We start from the raw sequence: 21,520 nt of genomic DNA, 5'->3' as shown, positions 1-21,520 counted from the left end.
GCCCCCGGCGCAAGCCCGTTATGAACTGACGAGTAACAGAAGAAGTGCGAAATTTCCGCTACGATGAAGCCGTGACGACCTTGCGGACAGAAGAACCCCTCAACTTGACGAGTGACGTCGATCTTGTGACGTTCGGCCAGCGGCTGCGCCATCTGCGCCGCGCCCGCGGCCTGACGCTGTCGGAGCTCGGCGAGCGCGTGGGCCGCGCCCCGTCCCAGCTCTCCCTGCTGGAGAACGGGCGGCGTGAGCCCAAGCTGTCCCTGCTGCAGGCCCTCGCCGCCGCGCTGGAGTGCCCGGTGGAGGAGCTCCTGCGCCGCCAGCCCCCCAGCCGGCGCGCCCAGCTGGAGATCCAGCTGGAGGAGGCGCAGCGCGACCCGCTGTACCGGACGCTCGGCCTGTCGCACCTGAAGGTCGGCAAGCGGATGCCGAACGAGATCATCGAGCACATCCTCGCGCTGTACGGGGAGCTCAAGCGCAGCCGCACCAAGCCCACCGCGAGCCCCGAGGAGGCCCGCAAGGCCAACGCCGAGCTGCGCCGCCAGATGCACGAGCGCGGCAACCACTTCGCCGACATCGAGCACGTCGCGTCCCAGACCCTCGACTCGGTGGGGTACCGGCGCGGCGCGGTGTCGCAGGGGCTGCTGATGACGCTGGTCGGGCACTTCGGCTTCAGCCTCCAGTACGTCCAGGACCTGCCGCGCTCGGTCCGGTCGATCACCGACCTGCGCAACCGGCGGATCTACCTGGAGCGCGAGCAGCTCGGCATGCACACGCCGCGGACGATCCTGCTGCAGACCCTCGGGCACATCGCCCTCGACCACGACCAGCCGCGCGACTTCGCCGACTTCCTGCGCCAGCGCGTCGAGGCCAACTACTTCGGCGCCGCGATCCTGATGCCCGAGCGCAGCGTCGTCCCGTTCCTCCAGGAGGCCAAGGCCGCGCGGGAGCTGTCGGTCGAGGACCTTGCGGACGTCTTCTCCGTCTCCTACGAGATGGCCGCGCACCGCTTCACCAACGTCGCGACCCACCACCTCGATCTGCAACTGCACTTCACCAAGAACGACGAGAACGGCACGATCTACAAGGCGTACGCCAACGACGGCCTGGCCTTCCCGCAGGACGAGGACGGCGCGATCGAGGGCCAGCGGATGTGCCGGGAGTGGGCCGGGCGGCACGTGTTCGGCGCCGCGGACCGCTTCTCCGTCTACTACCAGTACACCGACACCCCGAACGGGACGTACTGGTGCCTGTCGCACATCGACCCCAGCCACGAGCGCGACTTCGCGATCACGCTGGGCGTCCGGTTCGAGGACTCCCGCTGGTTCCGCGGCCGCGAGACGACCCGGCGGGTCAGGTCGGCCTGCCCGGACGGCGACTGCTGCCAGCGGCCCCCGAAGGCGCTGTCGGACCGGTGGGAGGGGATGGCCTGGCCGTCGGCGCGCGCCCACTCGCACGTCCTGTCGGTCCTGCCGCCGGGAGCGTTCCCCGGCGTCGACGAGGCCGACGTCTACGAGTTCCTGGACCGGCACGCCGCCGAATGACGGACGTGTTGTGGCCGCGTTAAACCTTCGGGTCGGTCCGCCGTGAGCGGCGCGGGCGGCCGCTGATCTGGGCGGATCTGGCGTTTGCTGGGAGGCGAGGGGGACGTCGGCCGCAGGACGCCCGGTCCGGGCCGCCCCGCACGGAGAGGGGGCGCGCGTGCTGCCCGAGGTCGCGTCGTGGTTGGCCCGCCGTACGAGCGCGGCGGAGGACTGGCCGCCGCGTCTCCTGCTCGCCGCCAAGGGAGCGACCAGGATCAGCGTCGTGCTGCCCGCGCGCGACGAGGAGGCGACGGTCGGCGCGATCGTCGCGGCCGTGCGCGCCGACCTGGTCGAGCGGATCCCGCTGGTGGACGAGATCGTCGTGGTCGACTCCCGCTCCGCCGACCGGACCGCCGCCGTGGCCGCCGCGGCCGGCGCGGAGGTGGTGGCGCAGGACGCCGTGCTGCCGGAGCAGGGCCGCATGTCAGGCAAGGGCGAGGCCCTGTGGAAGTCCCTCGCGGCGACGTCCGGCGACCTGGTCGTGTTCGTGGACGCCGACCTGCGCGAGTTCACCTCGTCCTACGTGACCGGGTTGCTCGGGCCGCTGCTGACCGACCCCTCCGTCGGCTACGTCAAGGGCTGCTATGACCGGCCGCTGGTCGAGGGGGAGCGGCGAGTCGAGGGCGGCGGCGGCCGGGTGACCGAGCTGGTCGCGCGTCCCCTGATCAACCTGCACTGGCCGCTGCTGGCCGGGGTCATGCAGCCGCTCGGCGGCGAGTACGCGGGGCGCCGGGCGCTGCTGGAGCGGCTGCCGTTCGTGACCGGCTACGGGGTGGAGCTCGGCCTGCTGCTGGACGTCTGGCAGGACTCCGGGCTCGACGCGATCGCGCAGGTCGACCTCGGCCGCCGGTTCCACGCCCACCAGTCCACCGAGGCGCTCGGGGCGATGTCGGGCCAGATCCTGCTGACCGCCTGGTCGCGGCTGGAACGGCACGGCCGGATGATGCCCCTCGCGGCCCCCTCCACCGCGCTCACCCGGTTCCGGCGCGGCGCGGACGGGCACGACGCCCGCACGGCCGACGTGGCCGTGGGGGAGCGCCCGCCGATGATCGAGGTCCCCGGATACGCCGCGGCCCGCTCCCTGTCTTCCGGCCGCGGTAACGGCCCTCCGTTCCACGCGAACCCCGCCGGCGTGTTACCCGTGGTAACTCCGAAGGTGCTACCGTTGGTAACACGCGATATTGGAGAGAGGGTCAATTAATCATGACGAGTGCGGAGCAGACGCCGTTCTCGCTGGAGCCCAGCGAGGACGTTCGCGAGGTCAGGGACTGGGTGCACGAGTTCGCCAAGGACGTCATCCGCCCCGCGGCGCAGGAGTGGGACGAGCGCGAGGAGACCCCCTGGCCGCTGATCCAGGAGGCGTCCAAGATCGGCATCTACTCCCTCGACTTCTTCGCCACCCAGTGGCTGGAGGCCACCGGCCTCGGTATTCCGGTGGCGTTCGAGGAGCTGTTCTGGGGCGACGCGGGCATCGCCCTGTCGATCGTGGGGACCGGCCTCGCCGCCGCGTCCGTCGCCGCCGTGGGCACGCCGGAGCAGGTCAGCGAGTGGGTGCCGCAGATGTTCGGCAGCGCCGACGACATCAAGCTCGGCGCGTTCTGCGCCTCCGAGCCCGACGCCGGCAGCGACGTCGGCTCCATCCGCACCCGCGCCGTGTTCGACGAGGCCAAGGACGAGTGGGTGCTGAACGGCACCAAGACCTGGGCGACCAACGGCGGCATCGCCGACGTCCACGTGATCGTCGCCTCGGTGCACCCCGACCTCGGCAGCCGGGGCCAGGCCAGCTTCATCGTCCCGCCGAACACCCCGGGCCTGAGGCAGGGCCAGAAGTTCAAGAAGCACGGCATCCGCGCCTCCCACACCGCCGAGGTGATCCTGGAGGACGTCCGGATCCCGTCCCACCTGGTCGTCGGCGGCAAGGACAGGTTCGACGAGCGCATCGCGCGCAGCCGCGAGGGCAAGAGCTCCAAGGGCCAGGCCGCGATGAAGACGTTCGAGACGACCCGCCCGTCCGTCGGCGCGATGGCCCTCGGCGTCGGCCGCGCCGCCTACGAGTACGCCCTCCAGTACGCGCAGGAGCGCGAGCAGTTCGGCAGGAAGATCGGCGACTTCCAGGCCATCGCCTTCAAGCTGGCCGACATGAAGTGCCGCCTGGACGCCGCCCGCCTCATGGTGTGGCGTGCCGCCTGGATGGCCCGCACCGGCAAGGACTTCCAGAACGCCGAGGGCTCGATGGCCAAGCTGATGGCCAGCGAGATGTCGGTCCAGGTCACCGAGGAGGCCATCCAGATCCTCGGCGGCAACGGCTACACCCGCGAGTACCCCGTCGAGCGCATGCACCGCGACTCCAAGATCTTCACCATCTTCGAGGGCACCTCGGAGATCCAGCGCCTGGTGATCGGCCGCACCGTCACGGGCCTGCCCGTCAGATAACAGCTGACCTGCGCAGATAGCCGAGCCGCCGGGGGTGTGCCGCCGAGACGCGGCCCACTCGGCGGCAGCCCGGCCACCGTGCCAGGCTTGCGCATTTCCCTGAGCAGGAAGGTAGGCCGCGCATCCTCAGCGGGCGTCGCGGCGGGCTTGGCGGCGGGCGCCCTTGGCGCGCGTGGCGGCGTGGCGGCGGTTCAGGGCCGGGTCGGCCGTTGTGGGTCTGCGGCGAGCCGTCGTTTGGGGCGTCATCGACTCGGGTTGCGGGGCACCGGCCTGAGGCGGGGTTGGGCGGGACGGGTTGGCCGCGGCAATGCGCTCGGCCTTGATCTCTGAGGCGCTGCGCCTTGCGGCCCTGGCCAGATACCAGCTCACGCGGGCCAGGGCGTCCTCGAACACCTCTGCCTTCTGGGCGGCGCGGGTGTTCTTCGGGCGGGCCTTGCCCCGTCCGCCCTGCTCCTCGATCCGCGCGCTCGCGGTGCGGCGGTACAGCTTGCTGTACTTGTTGCGGGCGCGCCGGATCCGCGTGTGCAAATCGACGAGCCCGTCCTCGGCGAGGTCAGAGAGTTCGGCGCTCTCGGTCTCCCGGACAAGAGCCTTCTCGGGCTCGTTCAGCGAGTTCAGCAGCGCCTTCATCAGCCCCCCAGACGGTCGGTGCGGCCCTGTCGAGCGTCGCACGAATCTCCGCAAAAGGTGGGGCGAGAACACCCTAAGAACCGCAATCACCGCATTTGGCCTCAAGTGGCGGTGAGATCCCAGCGCGAATCCACCGCTGGACCGGCTCGCCGAGCGCGGCCGCCAGGACGGACCGCTGGAGCAGCGTGGGCCCCTGGGCATCTCCGGCATCACGCAAGGCGCGCCCGGTCGGCGAAGCGGCCCGAAGGCCCTCGACGGCGAGGTGTTCGAGGAGCGCGCCGAGTTCCTCGCCGAGCAAATGATCACGGAGTCGTCGCGCTGCCGAGCGTTCGACGCCGTGACGCAGAGGAGGCCCCACCCGGCGTTCGGGAGAGGCCTTCGGAAATGCGCTCAGATCGCGGGATGACCGCCTTGTCCAAGTCGCGGTGCACGAGGCGGACGGTCTGCCCGCCGCGCTCCAGGCGCCCGCACGAGCGCGAACGCGTGTGGCCCCGACCCGCCGGGGCGTCTGGAGGGCCTCAGCCGCCGAGCGCATAGATCGATGCGCGTGGCTCCGCCGCAGTGCCGGCGAAAAATCCGGCTCCAGGGAGAGGCGCCGTGACCTCATCGATTACGTTGGGTGTGTGGAGGAGAACCTCGCCGTGGAGCGGATCGTCGACGTCGCTACCAGGCTCTTTGCCGAGCTTGGCTTCGACGGGACCCCGGTCGGGTTGGTGGCCGAAGCCGCCGGGGTGGACACCGCCACGCTCACGGCGCTTACGGGCGGCAAGACCGAGCTGTACAAGACTGTGATGCTGCGAGTGCATGAGGCCGAGGTGCAGATGGTGCGGGCCGCGCTGGCCTCGACTCCTCGCACTCTGGCAGGGCTGACCGCGTTGGCGGACGCCTACCTGGACTTCCACGTCAGCAACCCTCACACCTCGATGCTGTGGATGCACCGCTGGATGGGCGACGCGTCGGCCACCGCCGAACTCGACGTCCGGTACCGCGGACCGATCATCACCATGGTCACCGACGCGGTCGGCCCCATGGCGCCGGACGACATTCAGACCGACTTCGTCACCTGGACGATCATCTGGTCGGTCGCGGGCTTCATCACCGGTGGGATGCTGCACAGCGGCCACTCACCGGCCAGGACCGCCCCGGCCGAGTCCGCCATCTCCCCCGAGACACTCGAAGAGTTCCGCGCCAACCTGCATGCGCTCGTCCTACGCATGTACGGGCCCAAGAACTACCCCTGATCCAACCGCTCGGGAAGCGTCCGCTCTGCCGGGTCGCGCATGCCTCGAACGCCCCGCGGGCTCCGGCGGTCTCGCTCTCGCTGACGGTCTCCCCGGAACGGAAACCGAGAGCCCGAAATGACGACCACCCGCCCTGTGGACGAGACGCCGAGCCCGGAGGAGTAACCGGGGGCCGCCCTCCACATGCCGATTCCAGGCATCAGGACCAAATGAAAGAGACCATTCCAATACCCCGCTTCTGTCTCCGATTGCTGAGCTGGAGGCGGCCACCGTTTGGAAAGACCGCCGGCGCAGCCTGTCAACCGCTGGACCAGCCCCGAGACCGACGTGGCGAACGTCGCCGCCCGCGTCGTGACCGAAGCGACCGCTGCCGCTCACCTCGCGACCTTGCCCGACTTCGGAACCGCGCTGATCGAGCAGGCCCGCAGCGAACTGGCGAGACGGGCCGGGAGTGCTGGTGATCAGTGCGGCGGAATTGAGTAGAGTACCCTAGACGGGCACAAATGCCGATAAACCGTAGACCCCCATCGCCCTCAAAAGGACAAAGAATGGCCGAAGAGCCCGGCGCCCCGACCGTCGGCCATCCGCAGGGCCCGCAGGCGGTCCCGGCGGCCCGCCGCCCCACCGCTGGAGTGGCCCGGTGAGCGACACCACCGCGCTCGGTGACCGGATGAAGGCGTACGAGCAGGCCACCCGCATGATCCTGCCGCGCCGCACCTACACGGTCGTGCGGGTCGACGGCCGGTCGTTCCACTCGTTCCTCCGGCACGCCGAGCGGCCGTTCGACGACGCCGTCATGGCCGCGATGAACACCGTCGCCGAGGCCCTCTGCGCGGAGATGTCGGGCGCGGTGTTGGCTTTCACCCAGTCCGACGAGTGCTCGGTGCTGCTGAGCGACTTCACCGGGACGGGCACGGAGCCATGGTTCGGCGGGGTGATCCAGAAGATGGCCTCGGTCGCGGCGTCGACGGCGACGGTCGCGTTCAACGACGCTTACGTGCCCGCGAGGGGTGCGTCGCCGGTGTCCCGGGCGACGTTCGACGCGCGGGTGTTCACGATCCCGGGCCAGGTGGACGTCGCGAACTACTTCCTGTGGCGGCAGCGCGACGCCGTCCGGAACAGCATCTCGATGGCGGCGCAGGCGCACTTCTCCCACAAGCGGCTCCACAAGATCGGCACCGGCGAGATGCAGGAGCTGCTGTGGAGCGAGGCCGGGGTGAACTGGAACGACTACCCGGCCGGCTGTAAGCGGGGGCGGGTCGCGGTGCGGCGGACGGGGGAGCGGCCCGTGTCCTACACCGACCGCCGGACCGGGGACCAGGTGACGACCACGGCGATCCGGTCGTGGTGGGAGACCGGCGCCGCCCCGCACTTCACCGCCAACCCCGGCGACTGGCTCGCCGAGACGGTCCCGGCCCTTCCCGCCCTGGCCGAGGAGCCCCACATCTGACGGCAGGCCCGCCCACACCCTGCCGCGTGGTCGATGGCCACGCCCGCTGCGGGCTCATCGGTGCGGGTGTCGGGCGGGCCTGCCGGGCCGCTTCGGTCGCGCCGCGGCGCGTCGGGCGGCGGTCCGGCCGGGCTCAGGCCGCGGCGCCCAGTGTGCCGTGCGGGTCGAGGACGTACTTGCGCGCCGCGCCCCGGTCGAACTCGGCGTAGCCCTGCGGCGCCTGTTCGAGCGGGATGACCGATGCGTTGACGTTCCGGGCGATGTGCACCCGATCGTGCAGGATCGCCATCATCAGCTGCCGGTTGTACTTCATCACCGGGCACTGGCCCGTGACGATGTACTGCGACTTGGCCCAGCCGAGGCCGATCCGCAGCCCGAGCTGCCCCTCCTTCGCGTTCTCGTCCGACGCGCCCGGGTCGCCGGTGACGTACAGGCCGGGGATGCCGAGCCCGGCGGCGGTGCGGGTGACCTCCATGAGCGTGTTGAGAACGGTCGCGGGCTGCTCGGTCCTCGCACCCTCGTGCCCCTGGCCGCGTGCCTCGAACCCGACGCAGTCGACGGAGGCGTCCACCTCGGGGACGCCGAGGATCTGCTCGATCTGCGCGGCCACGTCGCCGTGCTCCGACAGGTCGATCGTCTCGCAGCCGAAGCCGCGGGCCTGCTCCAGCCGCTGCCCGTTCATGTCGCCGACGATCACGACGGCGGCGCCGAGCAGCAGGCAGGCGGTCGCGGACGCGAGGCCGACCGGTCCCGCGCCCGCGACGTACACGGTCGAGCCGGTGGTGACGCCGGCGGTGTAGGCGCCGTGGTACCCGGTCGGGAAGATGTCCGACAGCATCGACAGGTCGGGCAGCTTCTCCATCACGGTGTCGCGGTCGGCCGGGAACCTGAGCAGGTTGAAGTCGGCGTACGGGACGACCGCGTACTCGGCCTGGCCGCCGTGCCAGCCGCCCATGTCGACGTACCCGTAGGCGGCGCCCGGCCGTTCCCGGTTGACGTTCTCGCACACGCCGGTGTGGCGCTCCTTGCAGTTGCGGCAGCGGCCGCACGCGATGTTGAACGGGACGCTGACGAGGTCGCCGCGCTTGATGAACTCGACGTCCCTGCCGGTCTCGATCACCTCCCCGGTGATCTCGTGGCCGAGCGTGAGCCCGGCGGGCGCGGTCGTCCGGCCGCGCACCATGTGCTGGTCGGAACCGCAGATGTTGGTGGCCAGTACCTTCAGGATGGCGCCGTGCTCCAGCTTGCGCCCGCCCTGTTCGGCGAGTTCGAGCTTGGGGAAGTCCAGGTTCTCGACCGTGACCTCGCCCGGCCCCTGGTACACGACCCCTCGGTTGGTGTCCGCCACGTCCTCCCCCTCCGTGTAGAGAGTCGGCTCGCAGGCGCCCGGAACGGCGGACCGTGCTCGTCGCCCCCGTCCTCGGACGTCACGGGTGTCCACGAGGGATGTACCCGGTTTATAGCCAATAGTCCGATTTTCTGGCCAGGGGCCCGGGAGTCCGGCCGCCCGGAGGCGGGTGCGGGGGGACCTGAGTCGCGAATGGGGTCTTGACGGATGAAATGTTCGCGCTCACAATCGGCCCATCGGATCACCGCCGGGCACCGGCACGACCGCGGAGGAGGAGGCGATGGCGGACCACGGCACCCCGAATCCGCCGATCATGGCCGACGTCGCCCAGCTGGCGGGGGTGTCGCACCAGACGGTGTCGCGGGTGGTCAACGACCACCCGAACGTCTCGGCGCGGACCCGGGCCCGGGTGCAGGCGGCGATCGCCGAGCTCGGCTACCGGCCGAACTCGGCGGCCCGGACCCTGGTGACCCGGCGCTCCAGGACGCTCGGCGTAGTCAGCTTCGAATCCACGCTCTACGGTCCGGCCTCGATGCTGCACGGCATCGAGCAGGCGGCCCGGAACGCCGACTTCTTCGTCAGCATCGTCAGCCTGCGGGCGATCACGCAGCGCGCGCTGCTGGACGCGGTCGGACGGTTGGCCGAGCAGGCCGTCGAGGGCGTCGTGGTGATCGCCCCGCACACCTCGACGAACGACGTGCTGGCGCAGGCCGGCCGGCTCGTGCCGCTGGTGGGGGCCGGGTGCGGCCTGACCGCGGGGGTTCCGATGGCGGCGATCGACCAGCGCGAGGGCGCGGTGGCGGCCACCCGCCACCTGCTCGACCTCGGGCACCGCACGGTCCACCACGTCGCGGGGCCCGTGACCTGGCTCGACGCGGTCGGCCGGGCCGACGGCTGGCGGGCGACCCTGACCGAGGCCGGTGCGGCGGTGCCGGAGCCGCTGACCGGTGACTGGAGCGCCCGGTCGGGCTACGAGGCCGGGCGGCGGCTCGCGCGGGACCCCGCGGTCACGGCGGTGTTCTGCGCCAACGACCACATGGCCCTGGGCGTGCTCCGCGCGCTGCACGAGGCCGGCCGCCGGGTCCCCGAGGACGTCAGCCTGGTGGGCTTCGACGACATCCCGGAGGCCGCCTACTTCATCCCGCCGCTGTCCACGGTGCGCCAGGACTTCGGCGAGCTCGGCCGCCGTTCGCTGGAGCTGCTGGTGCAGCGCCTGGGCGAACCCTCGGGGCCGCCGGGGAATGTACTGATCCCGCCGGAGCTCGTGGTCAGGTCCAGCGCCCGGCCGGCCCCGCGCACCTGACCGACCGATGCCCGCGTACTCCAGCGATGAGGGAATTGTGAGCGCTAACATCAACGAGGCCGCCTGCGTCGTCGGCGTCGACTTCGGCACGCTGTCCGGCCGGGCGGTCGTCGTCCGGGTCGCCGACGGCGCCGAGCTGGGCGGCGCCGTCCACGACTACGGCGACGCGGTGATCGAGCGGGTGCTGCCGGGCACGGGGGAGCCGCTCCCGCCCGACTGGGCGCTGCAGAACCCCGCGGACTGGCGGGCCGTGCTGCGCACCGCGGTCCCCGCGGCCGTCGCCGAGGCCGGAGTGGACCCGGCCCAGATCGTCGGGATCGGCACCGACTTCACGTCCTGCACCGTGCTTCCCGTCCGGTCGGACGGCACCCCGCTGTGCGAGCTCCCGGAGCTGGCCGGACGGCCGCACGCCTGGCCGAAGCTGTGGAAGCACCACGCGGCGCAGCCGCAGGCCGACCGCATCACGGCGCTGGCGCACGAGCGCGAGGAGAAGTGGATCAAGCGGTACGGCGGCCGGATCTCCTCGGAGTGGCAGTTCGCCAAGGCGCTGCAGGTACTGGAGGAGGACCCGGACACCTACCGGCGCACGGAACGCTGGATCGAGGCGGCGGACTGGATCGTCTGGCAGCTGACCGGCCGCGAGACGCGCAACGCCTGCACGGCCGGCTACAAGGGGCTCCACCAGGACGGCGGCTACCCCTCCACCGACTATCTGGGCGCGCTGCATCCGGGCTTCGCCGACTTCGCGGCCACGCGGCTGGCCCACCCGCTCTCCCCGCTGGGGTCGCGGGTGGGGACGCTGACCGCCGAGGCGGCCCGCCGGACCGGCCTGCCGGAGGGCGTCGCGGTGGCCGCCGGCAACGTCGACGCCCATGTCACCGCCCCGGCGGCCCGCGCGGTCGAGAACGGCAGGCTGCTGGCGATCATGGGGACGTCGACCTGCCACGTGGTCAACAGCGGCGTCCTCGCCGAGGTCCCGGGGATCTGCGGCGTCGTGGACGGCGGCATCACCGCCGGAGCCTACGGCTACGAGGCCGGGCAGAGCGCGGTCGGCGACGTCTTCGCCTGGTGGACCCGCATGACCGGCCGGGACCACGACGAGCTGGCGGCCGGATCCGCGGCCGCGCCCGTCGGCTCGCACGGGCTGGTGGCGCTGGACTGGATGGGCGGCAACCGCTCGGTCCTGGTCGACCACCACCTGTCGGGCGTCGTCGCGGGCATGACCCTGGCCACCCGCCCGGAGGAGGTCTACCGCGCCCTCATGGAGGGGACGGCCTACGGGACGCGGGTCATCGTCGAGGCCTTCGAGGCGGCCGGGATCCCGGTCGAGGAGTTCGTCGTCGCCGGCGGGCTGAAACGCAACGCGGCGCTGATGCAGATCTACGCCGACGTCCTGCGCCGGCCGGTCTCCATCGCCGCCTCCGACCAGGCGCCGGCGCTCGGCGCCGCCATCCACGCCGCGGTCGCGGCGGGCGCCTACCGGGACGTCCCGGAGGCCGCGGCGGCGATGGGCCGGGTGGTCACCGCGGCCTACGCGCCGGATCCCGCGAGGGCCCGGGCCTACGACCTCCTGTACGCGGAGTACCGCGAACTGCACGACCATTTCGCGGCCAGGGGCGGGGCGAGCAGCGACGTCCTGCACCGGCTGCGGCGGCTGCGCAACGACGCGCTCGGCTCGGAAGGAGACCGGTGATGCCCGGCACGCGAGACGACGGGATCCACGCGCTGCGGCGGACCGTGAGCGACCTGCACGCCGAGCTCGTCAGGTACGGGCTGGTGGTGTGGACGGCCGGGAACGTCTCCGCCCGGGTGCCCGGCCGCGACCTGATGGTCATCAAACCCAGCGGCGTCTCCTACGACGACCTGTCCCCGGAGGCGATGGTGGTCTGCGACCTCGAAGGGACGGTCGTCGAAGGCGACCTGCGGCCTTCGAGCGACACCGCCGCGCACGCCTACGTCTACCGGCACATGCCCGAGGTCGGCGGGGTGGTCCACACCCACTCCGCGTACGCCTGCGCCTGGGCCGCGCGCGGGGAGCCGGTGCCCTGCGTCCTGACGGCCATGGCCGACGAGTTCGGCGCGGAGATCCCCCTCGGCCCGTTCGCGCCCATCGGCGACGACTCGATCGGGCGCGGCGTCGTCGGCACCCTGCGTGGCCACCGCTCCCCAGCGGTGATCATGCGCAACCACGGCGTCTTCACCATCGGCGCGGACGCGCGGGCCGCGGTCAAGGCCGCGGTGATGTGCGAGGACGCGGCGCGGACGGTGCACCTCGCCCGCCAGCTCGGCGATCCCGTCCCGCTCCGGCCCGAGGACATCGACCGCCTGTACGACCGCTACCAGAACGTCTACGGACAGCGTCCGTGACCCGCGAAGGGAGCAGCCCCGCGATGGCACCGACCATCTGGTTCCTCACCGGAAGCCAGTCCCTGTACGGCGAGGACACGCTCCACCAGGTCGCCGGGCAGTCACGGCGGATCGCCCAGGCCCTGGACGAGGATCCGGACATCCCGGCGGCGGTGCGGTGGCGCCCGGTGCTCACCGACGCGGACGCCATCCGGCGGACGATGCTCCAGGCGAGCGCGGACGACGACTGCATCGGGGTCATCACCTGGATGCACACGTTCTCGCCCGCCAAGATGTGGATCGCCGGGCTGAACGCGCTGCTGCGACCGCTGCTGCACCTGCACACCCAGGCGAACGTGGAACTGCCGTGGTCGAGCATCGACATGGACTTCATGAACCTCAACCAGGCCGCGCACGGCGACCGGGAGCACGCACACGTCCAGACCCGGCTCGGCATGGCGCGCACCACGGTGGCCGGGCACACGGCCGACCCCGCGGTCCGGGCGCGGATCGGCTCCTGGGTCAGGGCCGCCCGCGGATACGCCGACCTGCGGACGCTGCGGCTCGCCCGCTTCGGCGACAACATGCGGGACGTCGCCGTCACCGAGGGCGACAAGGTCGAGGCGCAGATCCGGTTCGGCGCCTCGGTCAGCGCCTTCGGCGTGAACGACCTCGTCGACGCCGTCGACGCGGTGCCGGCCCACCGGGTCGGGGAGCTCGCCGAGGAGTACGAGCAGGCGTACACCGTCGCACCGGAGCTGCGGTCCGGCGGCGAACGCCACCCGGCGCTGCGCGACGCCGCGCGGATCGAGCTCGGGCTGCGCGACTTCCTCGCCGCCGGGTCGTTCCAGGCGTTCACCACCAATTTCGAGGACCTCGGCGGGCTCACCCAGCTGCCGGGCATCGCCGTGCAGCGCCTGATGGCCGACGGCCACGGCTTCGGCGCCGAGGGCGACTGGAAGACGGCCCTGCTGCTTCGGGCCCTCAAGAGCGCCGCCGCGGGACTGCCCGGCGGCACCTCCTTCATGGAGGACTACACCTACCACCTCGTCCCGGGCCGGGAGCTCATCCTGGGCGCACACATGCTGGAGGTCTGCCCCTCCATCGCCGGCGGCGTGCCGAGCTGCGAGGTGCATCCGCTGTCCATCGGGGGACGGCGGGACCCGGTCCGGCTCGTGTTCGACGCGGCGCCGGGACCGGGGCTCGTCGTCGGGCTGGCGGATCTCGGCGACCGGTTCCGGCTGGTCGCCAACGAGATCGACCTGGTGGGGCCCCCGGAACCGCTGCCCCGGCTGCCCGTGGCCCGGGCCGTGTGGGCGCCCCGCCCGGACTTCCGTACCTCCACCGAGGCCTGGCTGTCGGCCGGGGGACCGCACCACACGGTGCTGTCCCAGGCGGTCACCACCGAGATCCTGGCCGACCTCGCCGAGATGACGGGCGTGGAACTGCTCGTCATCGACGGCGACACCGATGTCGCCCGGTTCCGCCGCGAGATGCGCTGGAACCAGGCGTACCACCGCCTGGCGCAAGGCTTCTAGCCGCCAGGACCCCCCACCCCCGAGATCTGTGAGGAACCCGTCCCATGACCAGATCACGCTTCGCGGTCAGGCTGGTCGCGCTGGCCGCGCTCGCCGGCGCCGCGATCGGCGGATTCGCCCCCTCCTCCACGGCGTCCGGACGCCCCCTGAAGCCCGGGATCGGCAAGGACCTGTTCGGCACGATGCCCGACGGGACCAAGGTCTGGCGCTACACCCTGACCAACGGCTCGATGCGCATCCGGGTGATCACCTACGGCGGCATCGTCCAGACCATCGAGACGCCCGACCGGCACGGCAGGCTCGCCAACGTCACGCTGGGCTTCCCGACCCTCTCCGACTACCTCACCAAGAACAGCACGTACTTCGGTGCGCTCATCGGCCGGTACGGCAACCGCATCGCCAAGGGCCGGTTCACGCTCGACGGGCACGCGTACCAGCTGACCACCAACAACAACGGGAACACGCTGCACGGCGGCACGACCGGCTTCGACCAGCGCGTCTGGTCGGCGACCCCGGTCACGTCCGGCGGCGACGTCGCGCTCAGGCTGTCCCACACCAGCCCGGACGGCGACCAGGGATTCCCCGGGACGCTCAAGACCGACGTGACCGTCTCCGTCACGCGGCACAACGCCATCCGGTTCGACTACCGCGCCACCACCGACAAGCCGACCGTCGTCAACCTCACCAACCACTCCTACTTCAACCTGGCGGGCGAGGGCACCGGCACGGTCTACGACCACCGGCTCCAGATCAACGGCTCCCGGTACACCCCCGTCGGCTCGTCCGAGCTGATCCCGACCGGCAAGATCGCCCCGCTGCGCGGGACCCCGCTGGACTTCACCAGGCCCACCGCGATCGGCGCCCGCATCCGCACCGGCTTCGACCAGCTCCTCTACGGCCAGGGCTACGACCACAACTTCGTCCTGGACGGCTCCGGGTGGAAGGTCGCCGCGCGCGTCCAGGACCCCGCGAGCGGCCGCACCCTGGCCATCTCCACCGACCAGCCCGGGCTCCAGTTCTATTCGGGCAACTTCCTCGACGGCACGCTGGTCGGCACCGGCGGCCGCGTCTACCGGCAGGGCGACGGGTTCGCCCTGGAGACCCAGCACTTCCCCGACTCGCCGAACAACGCGAACTTCCCCTCGACGGAGCTGGACCCGGGCCAGACCTACCACTCCACGACCGTCTACCAGTTCGGAGCCTGACATGGAGCGCATCGATCCAGTGGTCGAAGAGGCCGTCGACACCCTCGGCCTGAGCGAGCCCACACGGCGCCGGCTGCTCAGCGGCGCCGGCCTGGTCAGCGCGACGGCGGCCGCCTCGGCGCTGCTGGCCGCCTGCTCCTCGGACAACAAGAGCTCGTCCTCGGCCAAGGGCGGGCCCGGGCACTTCCCGAAGACGCCGAACTGGAAGTTCGTGTTCGTCAACCACGTCACCACGAACCCCTTCTTCACGCCGACGCAGTACGGCGCCCAGGACGCCTGCGCCCTGCTGGGCGTCTCGTTCCAGTGGACGGGGTCGCAGACCTCCTCGGTGCCCGAGATGGTCAGCGCCGCCAACGCCGCCATCTCCGGCAAGGCCGACGGGCTCGCGGTCTCCGTAGTGGACAAGTCCGCCTTCAAGGCGCCGGTGGACAAGGCGCTGGACGCCGGCATTCCGGTGGTCTCCTACAACGCCGACGGCGCCAAGGACGACCCCGGCACCAACCGGCTCGCCTACATCGGCCAGGACCTCTACACCTCCGGCTACCAGCTCGGCACCAAGATCGCGGGGCTGATGACCGGGGGAGACGCGGTCGGCTTCATCGCCACCCCGGGCTCGCTGAACATCCAGCCGCGCATCGACGGCGCGGCGGACGCCATCAAGGCCTCCGGCAAGCCGATCAAGTTCACCTCGGTCGCCAGCGGCGCCGAGCTGCCCAAGGAGCTGTCGACCGTCGACGCCTACGCCCAGGGCCACCAGAACGTCAAGGGCATGTTCGCGGTGGACGCGGGCTCGACCGAGAGCATCGGCAAGGTCATGCAGAAGTACGGCCTCAAGGGCAAGGGCGTGGTCGCGGGCGGGTTCGACCTCACCCCGGGCACCCTGAACGCCGTCAAGGCCGGCGACCTGGACTTCACCATCGACCAGCAGCCGTACCTGCAGGGGTTCCTGCCCGTGCTCGCCCTGTGGTTCTACAAGCTGTCGGGAGGCCTGGTCTTCCCTCCGGTGACCAACACCGGGCTGACCTTCGTCAGCAAGCAGACCGTCGGCCCGTACCTCACCACCAAGACCCGGTACGAGGGCTCCAGCCCGGCCCAGCAACTGGTGCCGCGGTCCGGCGCCATCGCTCACGTCTGACGGGAGGGGCACGGAGTGAGCGAGAGCACCCTGCGAGACCAGGCGGCGACCCCGGGCACGCCACCGCGGCGGCCCGCCCGGGGGCTGCCCGGCCTCGCCACCGACGCGTTCCTGCGCCGCCGTGAGGCGACCATCCTCCTGGTGGCGCTCGGACTGCTGATCTACTTCCAGACCGCCAAGTCGGTCTTCCTGACCCACGACAACCTGGTCAACGTGTCCCAGGGCACCGCGCCGTACGCCATCATCGCCGTCGGCGAGGTGTTCCTGCTCGTCAGCGGCGAGATCGACCTGTCGGTCGGAATGGTCTTCGCGCTGGCCCCCTTCCTCATGCACTACATGGTCGACTTCTCCGGCGTCTACCCGATCATCGCGATCGTGCTGGCGGTCCTGGCCGGCGCGCTCATCGGACTCGGCAACGGACTGGTGACGGTCGTGCTGCGGGTGCCGTCGTTCGTCGCCACCCTGGGCTCGATGTTCCTGGTCCAGGGCATCATGCTCACCACCTCCCACGCCTACCCGGCGCAGATCCCCGAGGCGGCGGACGGCCTGGCGGGCTGGTTCGGGCGCGCCCCCTGGGCGGAGCTGACCTGGTGCCTGGTGATCGTGGTGTTCTTCCACCTGGTGCTCACCCGCACCCGGTGGGGGCTGCACACGGTCGCGACCGGCGGCAACCCGCTCGGCGCCGCCGAGGCGGGCATCCGCACCGGCCGGATCAAGATCGGCAACTTCATGCTCACCGGCGCGCTCGGCGCCTTCGCCGGCATCCTGGAGGCCTTCCGGGTCGGCTCCATCGACCCGAGCTCGGGCGGGTCGAACGCGATGTTCATCGCGGTGTCGGCCGCGGTCATCGGCGGCACCGCCCTGGCCGGGGGCTCGGGGACCGTCGTCGGCGCGCTGCTCGGAGCGCTGGTGCTGGCCGAGATGCAGAACGGCTTCAACCTCATCGGGATCAGTGCGAACCCGTTCAACATCATCCTCGGGTCGGCGATCATCATCTCGATGGTGCTGAACGTCCACCTGGCCCGGCTGCGAAGGGCGGGGCGCTCATGAGCGACGCGCTGAGGGTGGAGGGCATCAGCAAGCGCTTCGGCGGGGTGGAGGCCCTCGCCGACGTCACGCTGCGCCTCGGCAAGGGCGAGGTGCTCGGCCTCATCGGCGACAACGGCGCCGGGAAGTCCACGCTCATCAAGATCATCAGTGGCTTCCAGCGGCCGGACTCCGGGCGCATCCTCATCGACGGCACGGAGGTGAGCCCGCGCTCGGTGGACCACGCCCGCTCGCTCGGCGTCGACACCGTCTACCAGGACCTCGCCCTCGTCAACGAGCTCAGCGTCTACCACAACATGTTCCTCAACCGGGAGCTGGTGCGCTGGCCGCTGCTCAGCAACCGCGCGATGCGCCGGCGGGCCGCGCGGCAGCTGGCCGACATGGGGGTCCGGATCCCGTCGGTGGACGTCGAGGTCGCCAAGCTGTCCGGCGGCCAGCGGCAGGCCATCGCGGTCGCCCGCTCGGTCTACTCCGACGCGCGCATCCTGCTGCTCGACGAGCCGCTGGCCGCGATGGGCGCCAAGGAGGGCACGATGATCCTCGACCTCGTCCGCGACCTCAAGGAGCGCGGCGAGGTGTCGATCATCATCATCGCGCACAACTACGCCCAGGTACTGGACGTCTGCGACCGGGTCAACCTGCTGCAGCACGGGCGGATCTCCTTCGACAGGCCGACGTCGGAGACCTCCCTGCAGGAGCTGACCGACCTGGTCGTCGCCGACTACCGCCGCGGCCGGGGGCTGTAGGCGCCCTTCGGGCCGGGCCCGCCGGGCCCGGCCCGAAGGCGTGCCCGCCTTCGGGCGGAGGCATGGTCAGGCGGACTCCGCCTGGGCCTTGAACCAGGCTCTCCGCTGGCCGAAGAAGAAGAGCACGGCCCACAGCGTCCAGACCAGGCCGTAGACGGGGTGCTCGCTGAACAGCGCTCCGGCCGCGCCGGCGACCGCGCCGAACATCGCCGGGAGGCAGGCCGCGAAGGTCAGGCGGGGCATCACGGCGGCCGACAGCAGCAGGCCGATCAGCAGCCCCGGTGAGACGGCGACCGCCCACTCGGGCGGGCAGACCGCGACCATGCCCTCGCGGTGGGGGACGAGCACGATGCAGATCGCGGCGGCGATTCCGCTGAGGGCGCCCAGAAGCATGAGCCTGCCTTCCGCCGGGTGACACCCACGGTATTCCCGTCCCGCGCGGACGCCGCCGATCCCGGGTGGCCGGATGCGGGCGCCGGCGCCGCCGCGGCCTCTACCGGGCGCCTCCGACCTGCTCGCGCAGGGGGAAGCGCTGCAGCTTGCCGGTGTTGGTGCGGGGGAGCCGGTCGACGAACCGGACCGACCTCGGGTACTTGTACGGGGCGATCGTCCGCTTGGTGAAGTCCTGCAGCTCGGCGGCCTTCGCCGCGTCCCCCTCGACCCCTTCGCGCAGCACCACGAACGCCGTCACCACGGCGCCCCGGTCGGGGTCGGGGGCGCCGACCACCCCGCATTCGAGCACGTCCGGGTGCTCGATCAGCGCCTGCTCGACCTCGGGTCCGGCGATGTTGTAGCCGGACGAGATGATCATGTCGTCGCTGCGGGCCTGGTACCAGAAGTAGCCGTCGGCGTCGCGGATGTAGGTGTCGCCGGTGATGTTCCAGCCGTCCTGGACGTAGGTCTTCTGCCGGGCGTCGGCGAGGTAGCGGCACCCGGTCGGGCCGCGGACCGCGAGCTGCCCGGGGGTCCCGTCCGGGACCGGCCGGCCGGCGGCGTCCACCACGGCCGCCTGGTAGCCGGGGACCGGGACGCCCGTCGCGCCCGGCCTGATGGCGTCGTCGGCGGCCGCGACGAAGATGTGCAGCATCTCGGTCGAGCCGATCCCGTCGATGATCCGCACGCCCGTCTCCTCGTGGAACGCCCTCCACACCGAGGCCGGAAGGTGCTCGCCCGCCGAGACGCAGCACCGCACCGCGGCCAGCCGCCGGGCCAGCCCGGCGGCCAGGATCGCCCGGTAGGTCGTCGGCGCGGTGGACAGCACCGTCACGCCGTGCTCCGCCGCGATCTCGGCGAGCTCGGCCGGGGTCGCCTTCTCGATCAGCAGGGCGGAGGCGCCGGCGCGGAGCGGGAACACCAGCAGCCCGCCCAGCCCGTAGGTGAACCCCAGCGGCGGCGACGCGGCGAAGACGTCGTCGGGAACGGGCTTGAGGAGATGCCGGGAGAAGGTGTCGGCGATCGCCAGCACGTCGCGGTGGAAGTGCATGGTGGCCTTGGGGCGTCCGGTGGTGCCCGAGGTGAACGCCAGCAGCGCGACGTCGTCGGCGGCGGTGTCGACGTCCTCGAAGGTCCCGTCCTTGCCCGCCGCCCGGGACACCAGGTCGCCGGCGTCGTCCGAGCCGTAGGGCACGGTGCGCATGCCGGGCGTCTCCGCCGCGGCGAGGTCGTCCAGGAAACGGTGGTCGCACAGTGCCAGGTTCGGCCGGGCCGACTCGGCGATGGCGGTCAGCTCCCGGGCGCGCAGCATCGGCATGGTCGTGATCACCACGCCGCCCGCCTTGAGCACGCCGAGCCAGGCCGCGGCCAGCCAGGGGTGGTTCGGCCCGCGCAGCAGCACGCGGTTGCCCGGCACCAGTCCGAGGTCGTCCACCAGCACCCGGGCCACCTGGTTCGCCCGCCGCAGCACGTCGCCGTAGGTCCACAGGAGACCGCCGGGGGTGCGCAGGCAGGGCCGGCCGGCGCCCACGGCCCTCGCCGTCTCGTCCAGCAGGACGTGCGCGCAGTTGAGCCGCTCGGGGTAGGCGACCTCCGCCGGCGTGAGGTCGAGATCGGGCCATTCGTCGTGGGGAGGCAGGTTGTCGCGGCAGAACGTGTCGACGTGCGCGGAGGCGCTGGGCTCCATCGGGCCACCTCTCCGTCCAAGGCGGGCGAGGGCTCCGGCCGGGGGGCCGGAGGCATCGCGCTGGAATGAGCGCGGTCAGAGAGTCCGCTATAAAAAAATATAGCTGGGTCGGCCGTGTCGTGGTAGTGACCGGCGCCCGTCGCGGCGCCCGCGTCCTGGCCCCCTGGCCGCAACCGGCCCCGGCGGGCAGGCGGGGTCCGGCGCGTTGTTTAGCCATTGACTTATATAAGTCGCACCGAAATAATGGCGTGATGCACGTGTTCGATGTCCTGGGGGACCCGGTGAGGCGCCGGATCCTGGAGCTGCTCGCCGACGGCGAGCAGACCTCGGGCGCGATCGCCGCGGTCATCCAGGCGGAGTTCGGGATCTCGCAGCCCGGCGTTTCCCAGCACCTTCGCGTGCTGCGGGAGAGCGGGCTCGCGACGGTCCGGGCGAGGGGCGCGCACCGCCTCTACGCCGTGGACTCCGCGACCCTGCGGGAGATCGACACGTGGCTGGAGCGCTTCCGCAGGTTCTGGACCCAGCATCTGGACGCCCTGGGCGCCGAGTTCGAGGACAAGTGAGCTCGCTACGCCCCCAGGAACTCGCCGCCGTTCAGGTGCAGGGTCGCGCCCGTCACGTGCGGGTGGGAGACGAGAAAGGAGACGGCGTCCGCGCACTCGTCCATCGAAAGGGTTCGCTCCAGCAGGGAGGCCTCACGATGGCGGGCGCGAAAGTCGGGCGTCATGCGCCGGGCCACAGGTGAGTCTTCGACGATGCTGGGGGACAGCGCGTTGACGCGCACGTCCGGCGCGAGCTCCTTCGCCAGCGTCCGCGCGAGAGCGATCGTGGCCCCCTTCGCCGCGGCATAACACGGGTCATAGCTTCCGCGATAGGCCGCCGGGGACGACAGGAAGACGATGCTCGACCCCTTCGCCAGCAGGTGGCGCGCACTCCGGATGAACAGGAGCGGACCGGTCACGTGCGTGGCGAACATCGCCGCCGCGTGCCGGCCGGTCAGCTCGGTCAGCGAAGCGCTCGGCTCCAGGTTGGTGGCGATGACGAGCGCGTCCAACGGCGGGCACGCCGCCGCCGCCGCGACGACCGAAGCCTCGTCCCCGATGTCGAGGCCGATGTCGGCGCGCGGCGACCGGGACGCCACAAGGCACTCCCAGCCGGCGCCCCCCAACCGCCGGACCACGGCGCCGCCGATCGCGCCCAGCCCGCCGATCACGAGCGCCCGCCGCGGCCCTGCCTCCCGATCCCGCACGCGAGGGCTAACCCGCGACCGCGCCCTGGGACGGCGCGTCGGGCACCGACGTGGACTTCGGCACGCCCTTGAAGGTGAACTTGGCGTTTTCGGCGGTGTCGGTGTTGTCGGGGTCGAAGCCCTCGGTGCCGACGATGACGATCTGGCCGG

At 71.7% G+C, this 21,520-nt stretch carries 19 protein-coding genes; 14 read left to right on the top strand and 5 right to left on the bottom strand.

The features are described from left to right. Positions 1-104: 104 nt before the first annotated feature. From AB0C84_RS30095 to AB0C84_RS30085, 3 genes are all read left to right on the top strand, one after another. Entirely contained in the window at positions 105-1,541 is a 1,437-nt protein-coding gene (locus AB0C84_RS30095) for an XRE family transcriptional regulator (protein WP_258945457.1), read from the top strand. 157 nt (positions 1,542-1,698) lie between these two features. After that, positions 1,699-2,781: a glucosyl-3-phosphoglycerate synthase gene (locus AB0C84_RS30090; protein ID WP_361073093.1), complete on the top strand. Its 1,083-nt coding sequence runs from the start codon at positions 1,699-1,701 to the stop codon at positions 2,779-2,781. 2 nt (positions 2,782-2,783) lie between these two features. Further along, complete coding sequence (locus AB0C84_RS30085) at positions 2,784-4,013, top strand: acyl-CoA dehydrogenase family protein (protein ID WP_258945459.1); 1,230 nt, start codon at positions 2,784-2,786, stop codon at positions 4,011-4,013. A 126-nt stretch (positions 4,014-4,139) separates the two neighbouring features. Here AB0C84_RS30085 and AB0C84_RS30080 read toward each other — a convergent pair whose 3' ends face one another. Next, on the bottom strand, positions 4,140-4,643 hold the full coding sequence (locus AB0C84_RS30080; RefSeq protein WP_361073090.1) for a hypothetical protein: 504 nt from the start codon (positions 4,641-4,643) through the stop codon (positions 4,140-4,142). A 623-nt stretch (positions 4,644-5,266) separates the two neighbouring features. On the opposite strand from AB0C84_RS30080, the gene AB0C84_RS30075 reads away from it, so the two are divergent. Both AB0C84_RS30075 and AB0C84_RS30070 read left to right on the top strand, forming a co-directional pair. Beyond that, positions 5,267-5,884, top strand: coding sequence for a TetR/AcrR family transcriptional regulator (locus tag AB0C84_RS30075; protein WP_361073088.1), 618 nt, complete (start codon positions 5,267-5,269; stop codon positions 5,882-5,884). Positions 5,885-6,524: 640 nt separating this feature from the next. Continuing rightward, positions 6,525-7,334, top strand: coding sequence for a tRNA(His) guanylyltransferase Thg1 family protein (locus AB0C84_RS30070; protein ID WP_361073085.1), 810 nt, complete (start codon positions 6,525-6,527; stop codon positions 7,332-7,334). Between the two features lie 133 nt (positions 7,335-7,467). Here AB0C84_RS30070 and fdhA read toward each other — a convergent pair whose 3' ends face one another. Further along, a complete protein-coding gene (gene fdhA, locus AB0C84_RS30065) occupies positions 7,468-8,682 on the bottom strand; it encodes a formaldehyde dehydrogenase, glutathione-independent (RefSeq protein WP_312879730.1) in 1,215 nt (404 codons plus the stop codon). A gap of 280 nt (positions 8,683-8,962) precedes the next feature. On the opposite strand from fdhA, the gene AB0C84_RS30060 reads away from it, so the two are divergent. The 8 genes from AB0C84_RS30060 to AB0C84_RS30025 are packed head-to-tail and all read left to right on the top strand — an operon-like array spanning position 8,963 to position 18,002. Next, on the top strand, positions 8,963-9,985 hold the full coding sequence (locus tag AB0C84_RS30060) for a LacI family DNA-binding transcriptional regulator (protein ID WP_338743070.1): 1,023 nt from the start codon (positions 8,963-8,965) through the stop codon (positions 9,983-9,985). A 7-nt stretch (positions 9,986-9,992) separates the two neighbouring features. Then, complete coding sequence (locus tag AB0C84_RS30055; protein WP_361073080.1) at positions 9,993-11,678, top strand: ribulokinase; 1,686 nt, start codon at positions 9,993-9,995, stop codon at positions 11,676-11,678. Continuing rightward, on the top strand, positions 11,678-12,352 hold the full coding sequence (locus AB0C84_RS30050; protein ID WP_361073077.1) for an L-ribulose-5-phosphate 4-epimerase: 675 nt from the start codon (positions 11,678-11,680) through the stop codon (positions 12,350-12,352). The genes AB0C84_RS30055 and AB0C84_RS30050 overlap by 1 nt, the downstream gene beginning before the upstream one ends. 23 nt (positions 12,353-12,375) lie before the next feature. Next, on the top strand, positions 12,376-13,869 hold the full coding sequence (araA, locus tag AB0C84_RS30045; protein WP_361073075.1) for an L-arabinose isomerase: 1,494 nt from the start codon (positions 12,376-12,378) through the stop codon (positions 13,867-13,869). A gap of 44 nt (positions 13,870-13,913) precedes the next feature. Further along, entirely contained in the window at positions 13,914-15,074 is a 1,161-nt protein-coding gene (locus AB0C84_RS30040) for an aldose epimerase family protein (protein ID WP_361073072.1), read from the top strand. 1 nt (position 15,075) lies between these two features. Further along, positions 15,076-16,209, top strand: a complete 1,134-nt coding sequence (locus AB0C84_RS30035; protein WP_361073069.1) for a sugar ABC transporter substrate-binding protein — start codon at positions 15,076-15,078, stop codon at positions 16,207-16,209. A 15-nt stretch (positions 16,210-16,224) separates the two neighbouring features. Further along, the gene (locus tag AB0C84_RS30030; protein WP_218905836.1) at positions 16,225-17,259 is read left to right on the top strand and encodes an ABC transporter permease; all 1,035 of its coding nucleotides are present in this window, start codon (positions 16,225-16,227) and stop codon (positions 17,257-17,259) included. Then, positions 17,256-18,002: an ATP-binding cassette domain-containing protein gene (locus AB0C84_RS30025; protein WP_179848675.1), complete on the top strand. Its 747-nt coding sequence runs from the start codon at positions 17,256-17,258 to the stop codon at positions 18,000-18,002. Before AB0C84_RS30030 ends, AB0C84_RS30025 begins: the two co-directional genes overlap by 4 nt. A gap of 66 nt (positions 18,003-18,068) precedes the next feature. On the opposite strand, the gene AB0C84_RS30020 is transcribed toward AB0C84_RS30025, so the two are convergent. After that, positions 18,069-18,395 carry a hypothetical protein gene (locus tag AB0C84_RS30020; protein ID WP_361073066.1) on the bottom strand — a complete coding sequence of 109 codons (327 nt, stop codon included), beginning with the start codon at positions 18,393-18,395 and terminating at the stop codon, positions 18,069-18,071. A 100-nt stretch (positions 18,396-18,495) separates the two neighbouring features. Then, positions 18,496-20,121, bottom strand: coding sequence for an AMP-binding protein (locus tag AB0C84_RS30015; RefSeq protein ID WP_361073063.1), 1,626 nt, complete (start codon positions 20,119-20,121; stop codon positions 18,496-18,498). 251 nt (positions 20,122-20,372) lie between these two features. On the opposite strand from AB0C84_RS30015, the gene AB0C84_RS30010 reads away from it, so the two are divergent. Then, entirely contained in the window at positions 20,373-20,684 is a 312-nt protein-coding gene (locus AB0C84_RS30010) for a metalloregulator ArsR/SmtB family transcription factor (RefSeq protein WP_179834659.1), read from the top strand. A 5-nt stretch (positions 20,685-20,689) separates the two neighbouring features. Here AB0C84_RS30010 and AB0C84_RS30005 read toward each other — a convergent pair whose 3' ends face one another. After that, positions 20,690-21,370: an SDR family oxidoreductase gene (locus AB0C84_RS30005; protein WP_258945473.1), complete on the bottom strand. Its 681-nt coding sequence runs from the start codon at positions 21,368-21,370 to the stop codon at positions 20,690-20,692. Positions 21,371-21,520: the final 150 nt, after the last annotated feature.

This window comes from Actinomadura sp. NPDC048955 (assembly GCF_040649435.1).
GTDB lineage: Bacteria > Actinomycetota > Actinomycetes > Streptosporangiales > Streptosporangiaceae > Spirillospora > Spirillospora luteofluorescens.
Note: the sequence above shows the minus strand (reverse complement) of the source record. Positions and strands in the feature narration are given on the sequence as shown.

What these genes read in the sequence shown, in the direction of transcription:
- AB0C84_RS30085 (WP_258945459.1), top strand. Translation starts at nt 2,784, where the DNA reads ATGACGAGTGCGGAGCAGACGCCGTTCTCGCTGGAGCCCAGCGAGGAC.
- AB0C84_RS30080 (WP_361073090.1), bottom strand. Translation starts at nt 4,643, where the DNA reads ATGAAGGCGCTGCTGAACTCGCTGAACGAGCCCGAGAAGGCTCTTGTC.
- AB0C84_RS30060 (WP_338743070.1), top strand. Translation starts at nt 8,963, where the DNA reads ATGGCGGACCACGGCACCCCGAATCCGCCGATCATGGCCGACGTCGCC.
- AB0C84_RS30055 (WP_361073080.1), top strand. Translation starts at nt 9,993, where the DNA reads ATGCCCGCGTACTCCAGCGATGAGGGAATTGTGAGCGCTAACATCAAC.
- AB0C84_RS30050 (WP_361073077.1), top strand. Translation starts at nt 11,678, where the DNA reads ATGCCCGGCACGCGAGACGACGGGATCCACGCGCTGCGGCGGACCGTG.
- araA (WP_361073075.1), top strand. Translation starts at nt 12,376, where the DNA reads ATGGCACCGACCATCTGGTTCCTCACCGGAAGCCAGTCCCTGTACGGC.
- AB0C84_RS30040 (WP_361073072.1), top strand. Translation starts at nt 13,914, where the DNA reads ATGACCAGATCACGCTTCGCGGTCAGGCTGGTCGCGCTGGCCGCGCTC.
- AB0C84_RS30035 (WP_361073069.1), top strand. Translation starts at nt 15,076, where the DNA reads ATGGAGCGCATCGATCCAGTGGTCGAAGAGGCCGTCGACACCCTCGGC.
- AB0C84_RS30025 (WP_179848675.1), top strand. Translation starts at nt 17,256, where the DNA reads ATGAGCGACGCGCTGAGGGTGGAGGGCATCAGCAAGCGCTTCGGCGGG.
- AB0C84_RS30020 (WP_361073066.1), bottom strand. Translation starts at nt 18,395, where the DNA reads ATGCTTCTGGGCGCCCTCAGCGGAATCGCCGCCGCGATCTGCATCGTG.
- AB0C84_RS30015 (WP_361073063.1), bottom strand. Translation starts at nt 20,121, where the DNA reads ATGGAGCCCAGCGCCTCCGCGCACGTCGACACGTTCTGCCGCGACAAC.
- AB0C84_RS30010 (WP_179834659.1), top strand. Translation starts at nt 20,373, where the DNA reads ATGCACGTGTTCGATGTCCTGGGGGACCCGGTGAGGCGCCGGATCCTG.